This is a genomic window from Exiguobacterium sp. B2(2022) (assembly GCF_028823655.1).
Lineage (GTDB): Bacteria > Bacillota > Bacilli > Exiguobacteriales > Exiguobacteriaceae > Exiguobacterium > Exiguobacterium aestuarii_A.
The window spans coordinates 41,681-48,701 of sequence record NZ_JAPEHX010000011.1 but is presented as its reverse complement, the minus strand read 5'-3'; the positions used below and the strand labels follow the sequence as shown (position 1 = coordinate 48,701).

Annotated in this window: 7 protein-coding genes; 2 read left to right on the top strand and 5 right to left on the bottom strand. The window is 50.3% G+C overall.

Going from position 1 to position 7,021, the window contains the following annotated elements; genetic code table 11:
- Positions 1-476: 476 nt before the first annotated feature.
- Together ON063_RS03585 and ON063_RS03580 are read right to left on the bottom strand one after the other, a co-directional pair.
- Complete coding sequence (locus ON063_RS03585; protein WP_274664265.1) at positions 477-977, bottom strand: hypothetical protein; 501 nt, start codon at positions 975-977, stop codon at positions 477-479.
- An 81-nt stretch (positions 978-1,058) separates the two neighbouring features.
- Positions 1,059-1,247, bottom strand: a complete 189-nt coding sequence (locus ON063_RS03580; protein WP_214785813.1) for a hypothetical protein — start codon at positions 1,245-1,247, stop codon at positions 1,059-1,061.
- Positions 1,248-1,382: 135 nt separating this feature from the next.
- Here ON063_RS03580 and ON063_RS03575 point away from each other — a divergent pair, with 135 nt between their 5' ends.
- Positions 1,383-2,795 carry an NAD-dependent epimerase/dehydratase family protein gene (locus ON063_RS03575; protein WP_274664264.1) on the top strand — a complete coding sequence of 471 codons (1,413 nt, stop codon included), beginning with the start codon at positions 1,383-1,385 and terminating at the stop codon, positions 2,793-2,795.
- Between the two features lie 28 nt (positions 2,796-2,823).
- Here ON063_RS03575 and ON063_RS03570 read toward each other — a convergent pair whose 3' ends face one another.
- On the bottom strand, positions 2,824-3,477 hold the full coding sequence (locus ON063_RS03570; protein ID WP_274664263.1) for a hypothetical protein: 654 nt from the start codon (positions 3,475-3,477) through the stop codon (positions 2,824-2,826).
- A 194-nt stretch (positions 3,478-3,671) separates the two neighbouring features.
- On the opposite strand from ON063_RS03570, the gene ON063_RS03565 reads away from it, so the two are divergent.
- A complete protein-coding gene (locus ON063_RS03565; protein ID WP_274664262.1) occupies positions 3,672-5,228 on the top strand; it encodes a SulP family inorganic anion transporter in 1,557 nt (518 codons plus the stop codon).
- Here ON063_RS03565 and ON063_RS03560 read toward each other — a convergent pair.
- Together ON063_RS03560 and ON063_RS03555 are read right to left on the bottom strand one after the other, a co-directional pair.
- Positions 5,225-5,554 (bottom strand): YolD-like family protein, encoded by a 330-nt coding sequence (locus ON063_RS03560; RefSeq protein ID WP_274664261.1) that lies wholly within the window; start codon positions 5,552-5,554, stop codon positions 5,225-5,227. The genes ON063_RS03565 and ON063_RS03560 overlap by 4 nt on opposite strands.
- Complete coding sequence (locus ON063_RS03555; protein ID WP_274664260.1) at positions 5,551-6,846, bottom strand: Y-family DNA polymerase; 1,296 nt, start codon at positions 6,844-6,846, stop codon at positions 5,551-5,553. The genes ON063_RS03560 and ON063_RS03555 overlap by 4 nt, the downstream gene beginning before the upstream one ends.
- Positions 6,847-7,021 lie beyond the last annotated feature (175 nt).

The following is a 7,021-nucleotide window of genomic DNA, read 5'->3' as shown; positions in this document are numbered from 1 at the left end:
ATAAAACCTCAACCTTTCCCTTATGTAGATAGTTACTAATATTATTTTACTGAATAATTTACAATTGAACATTATAATTAGTTAAAAATGTAAATAAATTCTGTGAAAGTGTTTATTCGATACGTGATAATTTTATATTTAGATGATAGATGCTTTAGATAGATTCAATCTAACTGCTGTTTTTAATATCGAGAAACTAGAAAGATTTTAGTGTATAAATTGTTAACTCATTATATTGACGGGTTTTGAATTAGTAGAGATAGATAAAATATCCCGACACTTCACCGAGAACTAAAAACCGGGGATGAAGCACTCGTTAGAACATAGATGTCTTCGTGACAAGAGAGTGACTTTTACGTCAGGCTGATATTCGTGTCGACTACACCGCTAAAAACGGAGAAATTTTAGGTGACGGTATTGGTCTAGATTTATCGTCTTAACAATAATTCCACCTTCCAATTGGATAGTGGATTTATTCAATCCAATACTCGGTCGACCCAGCGTTTGAAAAAAGGTTGTTCCGATTGTGTCACACTATGATTATCAAGCTCGACTTCTTCTATTGCCTCATTCGGAGATCTCAATTGAATCGTCATCTCGTCACCAAGCCCAGTCGTTACACCGTTTTGGAATGTAAGATGTCTCGTCACATATGCATTCGCGTATAAGAAACCGCCTTTTTCCTCCACTTGCACATCCTGAATCGTATATTGGAATTGCTCGACCCAATCCCGCTGACCGAGAACGAGTCGGACGAGATCATCTTCGTGCGACAGTTTCGTTCGCTCGATATTTTCAAGAGGAGTATGTGCTTCAATCGCTACTCGTTGTGCGTCTAAGATCTCTTTGAAGTGATGTGTCGCAGCTTCCGTCGTCCATGCAGCGGATCCTGTCTTTGACTCTGTCGCATAGTGGAAAAGAACAAACCCAATCAAGGCGAATAACGCCATGGCACTTACTCGTTTGAACTGTTTCATCGTCGTGTTCCCTCCACATAAATTGAAGTCTGTTGGTTACCAATCTGATAACGGGTGATATCGATTTATTCCACTGCTGGTCTATCGACCCGTGATTTGATCAAACCAACTTGCGACCAAGTCCGCGCTGCCATCTTGGAACATAAATATGGATACTCCGATCATCACAAGCCCGACTAAAATCAATCCACCTTGTTTCGCGCTACTTACAATCCCTCTCACGACGAGGATCATTCCCAATCCAAGCAAAAGAAAATACCAGAATCCCATGAATATTCCTCCTTTTTCTAATTATTCTCATTTTATTACGTATCGAACGGGCAGGCTCTACATACTTAGACTGATTTATTTTTTCGAAAAGACGGGTACATTACCTCTATGTGAAAATGAAGGGGAGTGAGCTTTATGCGGAAAACGATTGTCATTGCGGGAGCGAGCGGCTATATCGGCTCGAATGTGATGGAACAGCTGAAAGAAGAGTACGATATCATCGCGTTGTCGCGATCAACGAAGAATAAAGAAGATGAAGCCCATATCAGATGGCGTGCCTGTGACTTATTTTCATATGAGGCAACCAAAGAAGCATGTGAGGGAGCAGACTACGCCATGTTCCTCGTCCACTCGATGATTCCGGACGGCGGCTTGACGCAGGCGACGTTCGAAGACATGGACGCACTCATTGCGGACAACTTCGCCCGAGCGACGAAGGCGAATGACATTGAGCAGGTCGTCTATTTGAGCGGCATCATTCCGAAACAAGAGAAGACGTTGTCACGTCACTTGAAGAGCCGACTCGAGGTCGAACGTATTCTCGGCGGACAAGGCGTACCGGTAACGACGATTCGGGCGGGGCTCATCATCGGTCCGGAAGGCTCATCGTTCCCGATTTTAGCGAAACTCGTCAAACGGTTGCCGTCGATGATCTTGCCACGATGGACGAAGACGGAGACGCATCCAATCGACATTCGGGAAGCCGTTCAGGCACTCATCTCGGTCGTCGGTGCCGAGTCGCTTTATGATCGTCATATCGACATCGGGGGTCCCGAAGTGATGACGTATCGGAAGATGATCGAACAGACGGCCGAGGTCATGGACAAGCGTCGCGTCCTGATCGACTTCCCGTTCCCGACAATCAAACTGTCGCGTCTGTGGGTCATGGCCGTCACAGGTGAACCGAAGGCAACCGTCTATCCGCTCGTCGAGAGCATGGGGCATGCGATGGTGGCAGAAGATACGGTGGAAGGCATTGGACAAGGTGAGATCCCGTTTAAACAGGCTGTCGAACATGCGCTTGAAGAGGAAGAGAAACAATCCTCAGGCGGCAAGAAGAAAAAGCAGCCAAAGTCATACACCGTCCGCTCGATTCAGCGGTTCGGTCTGCCGGAAGAGAAGTCGGCACTTTGGATGGCGGACACGTACTTTGAGTGGCTCGGTCGTTTTATGTATCCGCTCATTCAGACGACGAAAGAAGACGATGATTGGGAGATCGCGCTGCTCGATCCATCATTCGTCGCACTTCATCTATCCCTTGAACGAGAAGCGACGGACGATATGGCATCCTTTGCGATTGACGGAGGCAAGTTCGTCAAATTGAGTGAAGAGGATAAGACGGGACGTCTCGAGTTTAGACGTTTACCGAAGTCGGATGAAGGACTCGTCGCCATCCATGAGTTCGTACCAGCACTTCCGTGGTGGTTCTATACGAAGACGCAGGCGAAAGCCCATCTCGTCGTCATGTGGTTGTTCGGTCGTCACGTGAAGTTGCTGGCGAAAGACGCGGAAGACGGTGATCAAGTCGTAGAGGCTCCGACGAATTGAAGGGAGACGCATCGAAAGGTGCGTCTTTTTACTTTACTTTGATGATGTTAGAAGCTACCGTCGGAATGTCATCTCCATTTTGAACGATGAGATATACGTGTTTTGCTTTGAATGGAGTGTCGTACATGAACTTTGCTAAGTCCAAGAGAGAGGTATCAAACTCATTGTGAAAGATGACGGAAAATTCAAAAGTAGAAACTTCAAATAATAGAGATGCATGGGTATAATCCTTTTGAGATTTTTTCAGCATGTTCTTTTTTGTTTCTTCAATGTACGTGGCAGCCTGTTCCTTTAGCTGTTCATAACCTTTTAATCTTGAGATCCACATCCCTTGTTCATTTAAAGCTTGTGCAATTTCCACTTCCCGTGGTCCGTTTATGTAAGAACTCACTTCGAACTTTTCTTCGGTCCCGTTTGGATGCAGTATGACAAAGTCATAATTTTGATTCCCGATGATGATTTTCGCTTTAGCGTCTTTTGGGAAATAAGGCGAGAGGGAAAATACATAAGCGGGTACAAACTCCTCTTGAAACTCTTTGAATTCTCCTTTGCGTAACCTCGAAATCTTTAAAGCCATGCGGTCGTCCTTCAGTGCTTGAATCACCTCTTCAAAGTAATTTTTCATTTCAGTCGGTGTACGATATTCAGATAAATCTTTTAATATGGCAAACTGTTTTTCCATAGATTATATCTCCTTTGTTACGGAAGGTAATATCAGTTCAATGATTCTAACTTTTATCAGTGTGTGTCTAATGCCTATTGTACCATCTCGTTCTTTGTACATTCTGTTAACGTTTTTCTCAACCCGTTTACAAGCCTTCTTTCTAGGCGTACACTGAACTCGTTTTTGAACTGATTGGAAAGAAGGAATGTATGATGCAAGACTCACTCTCCACACGTGAGATGTGGCAAAAAGACATCTCGGCCGGAATCACGGTCGGTGTCGTCGCCATCCCGCTCGCCATGGCATTCGCCATCGCCTCAGGGGTCCCGCCGGTGTATGGGCTCTACACGTCCATCTTCGCTGGAATCCTCGTCAGCTTGTTCGGGGGTTCGACGTTCCAAATTGCCGGGCCGACGGGAGCGTTCATCCCGATTGTCTCGGGTGTCGTTCTCGCATACGGATATGAGGGGTTGCTCGTCACGACCGTTCTTGCGGGCATCTTACTGCTCCTCATGAGCGTGCTTCGGGTCGGACGGCTCATCCGTTTCATGCCTCGTGCCGTCACCATCGGCTTCACGGCAGGGATCGCCGTTGTCATCTTCGTCGACCAGCTCGATGAGTTGTTCGGGGTCACGTTTGAGAAGGCGCCGCACTTTCATGAGAATCTGCTTCGTCTCGGTCAGGCGTTGCCCGAAGCATCGATGTGGCCGATTGTCATTGCCGGGATCGGCTTTTTGACGCTTTGGCTCGTGCCGAAGCTGCCGTTTCGTTTACCGCTCTTACTCATGGCGATGCTCGTCCCGACGTTCGTCAGTCTCCTCATCCCAGGTACAGTCGCGACCATCGGAAGTGCATATGGCGGCATCCCGAGCGGACTGCCAGAATTCAACTGGCTCGCCATCGACATCGACTTGATCACGACGCTCCTTCCGTCTGCGTTCGCCATCGCCTTCCTCGGTGCGCTCGAATCACTTTTATCAGGAACGGTCGCCGATGGGATGGCGGGGACGAAGATGAAGCCGGACAAGGAACTGTTCGGGCAAGGGCTCGCGAACGTGATCACGCCGTTCTTCGGCGGAATCCCTTCGACAGGTGCCATCGCTCGGACGGCGACAAACATTCAAGCGGGAGCGGTCAGCCGACGCGCCGGTGTCATTCACGGCATCACGGTCCTCGTTGCGGTGCTCGTCCTCGCGCCGTTCGCGAGTTACGTGCCGCTCGCCGCACTCGCCCCAATCTTGATGCGGGTCGCTTGGAACATGTCCGAGCGTCATCACGTGATGGCGATGTTACGTCATCGTTCATCTGAGTCGCTCGTCCTTCTCGTCACGCTACTGTTGACGGTATTCGTCGACTTGGTCGTCGCCGTTGAGGTCGGGGTCATCTGTGCGCTCGCGCTCTTCGCGAAGCGGATGGCGGATACAATCGACGTGCGTGAACGGACAGAACGGTACGTCACGCGGGACGGACAAATCGTCTTCAGTGTAGAAGGTCCCCTCTTTTTCGGTGCGGTCGAGCTGTTCGAGCACGTCCTCCATCACATTCATCGGGAGCCGAACGTGTTCATCTTCAACTTCCACCGCTGCCCGGTCATCGACGTGACCGCGGTCGAGGAGTTGCGTCGTGTCGTCACCGAACTGAAAGCGGCCGACCGGCACGTCATCTTCGCGCATCTGTCGCCATCGGTCCGTGCGACGTTTGCTCACTATGGGCTACTTGACGGGATTGAGACGTTCGAGACAACACAAGAGGCGATTGAGGCGTCTTAACGAACGGACAAGATGTCACTGAACGGGACGCGCCGTACTTCACCGTCGAACAGTTCGACTTCGCGCTCGGCATAATAGATGGCGTGGACGTAGCCGCGCATGCTTTTCGTCAAGCCGTCCACGAACAAGGTCACCTCGACCTGATCGCCTTCACGAATGGCGCGTTCGAGCTCGGTTTGCCAGAGATAGAGGAGCTGTTCGTCCAAATCGGGTAGCTCGATCTTTTGGATTTGGGCATAATAACGTTTCAGTAGGGCGACGTGTTCGGGCATGAGAAATGGGATCCATTTCAACTCACCTCGGTCACGATAGCGGGTCTTACTCATGAAGAATCGCCTCCTTGTTTATGTCCGCCAATTAAGCGTTGGCGCGTCCGAAGCGGACTATCTTTCAGTAAGCTCGACGCCGGTCGGATCGTGCCGCGACCGAACCGGACGTTCAACCCGTCGATCAAATCGAGGAAGTCGAGCCGTTTCGCCTTCGCCCATTCGTCTTCGAAGAACGACAATTGGACGTGTTCGCTCCGTGGCTCGAGTTTGCCGAGGGCGACTGAGACGTAGCGGACGGCCTCTGTCTCTTCCCAGCCGTCTAAAAATAGTTGCAACAAGATGGGTAAAAACTCTTGCTCGTCCGCTGTGAAGCGGGGGAGCTTTTTTTGTTTGCTGAACCCGCCTCGGTCGCTCGTCCGCGTATAGCGTACCCCGAGATGAATCGTTCCCCCGACGAGTCCCGCTTGCCGGGTCCGCATCCCGACTTCGACCGCGATTGCTTGTAGGACGAGCCGGATCGAGGAGTACGTCGTGTAATCTTTCATGAGGGTGATCCCGTGTCCGATTGACTTCGGTCGCGTCCGTTTCGCCCCGAACAAGGAACTCGCCGGCAAGATGGTGGGGGACTCGTCGATGCCCCAGGCGTGATGCCAGAGTTCGGCACCGATGACGCCGAATTTTTCATGAAGAGACTCGAGCGGATAGCGGGCCAAATCACCAATCGTGAAAATGCCGAGTCGCTGCAAGTGGACCGCCATCTTCGCCCCGACGCCCCACATCTTCTCGATCGGCGCCGGATGGATAAGCCGTTCGACATTGTGGAGGAGACACGTGGCGACACCTTCTTTTTTCGCATGCAAGTCGAGAACGAGCTTGGCGAGGACGTTGTTCGGTCCGATGCCAATCGTCACAGGGATGCCCGTATAGCGAAAAATCGTCGCGCGCATGAGGTGGGCGACGTGCTCGTCACTTCCGAATAGCCGCTCCGTCCCCGTCATGTCGACAAGCGTCTCGTCAATCGAGTAGACGCGAATCGCTTCGGGCGGAGCGAACTGATGGAGGATGTGGATGATTTGGATGGAGACGTTCAAGTAATGACTCATCCGCGCCTCGGCATACAAAACATCCCGCCGTTCGTGCCAAGGAAGACGGTCGATGTGGAAGCGACGCGACCCGGTCTTGATGCCGAGCTGCTTCATCTTCGGGGTCGCCGCCAGGACGAGTGCCCCGCTATCCTGGAGATTCGAGAGGACGACAAGCTTCGTGCGGTAAGGATTTTTGTTGCGCGCGGCACACTCGCAACTGGCATAGAACGAGACGCTGTCGATACAAAAGATTCGTCTGCGCATCGTCACCACTCCTTTTTACGAACAAATGTTCTGTTTTTCTCATCGTAACACGGTCTCACGCCGTCTCAAATAGTGAATTGAAAATATTTTTACAAAGACTTTTTGAAAATTAACCAAAATTTATAGGTTTTTAACATGACAAAAACCAACTTTTAGGAAGTTTTCGTAAAAAAAT

What these genes read in the sequence shown, in the direction of transcription:
- ON063_RS03585 (WP_274664265.1), bottom strand. Translation starts at nt 977, where the DNA reads ATGAAACAGTTCAAACGAGTAAGTGCCATGGCGTTATTCGCCTTGATT.
- ON063_RS03580 (WP_214785813.1), bottom strand. Translation starts at nt 1,247, where the DNA reads ATGGGATTCTGGTATTTTCTTTTGCTTGGATTGGGAATGATCCTCGTC.
- ON063_RS03575 (WP_274664264.1), top strand. Translation starts at nt 1,383, where the DNA reads ATGCGGAAAACGATTGTCATTGCGGGAGCGAGCGGCTATATCGGCTCG.
- ON063_RS03570 (WP_274664263.1), bottom strand. Translation starts at nt 3,477, where the DNA reads ATGGAAAAACAGTTTGCCATATTAAAAGATTTATCTGAATATCGTACA.
- ON063_RS03565 (WP_274664262.1), top strand. Translation starts at nt 3,672, where the DNA reads ATGCAAGACTCACTCTCCACACGTGAGATGTGGCAAAAAGACATCTCG.
- ON063_RS03560 (WP_274664261.1), bottom strand. Translation starts at nt 5,554, where the DNA reads ATGAGTAAGACCCGCTATCGTGACCGAGGTGAGTTGAAATGGATCCCA.
- ON063_RS03555 (WP_274664260.1), bottom strand. Translation starts at nt 6,846, where the DNA reads ATGCGCAGACGAATCTTTTGTATCGACAGCGTCTCGTTCTATGCCAGT.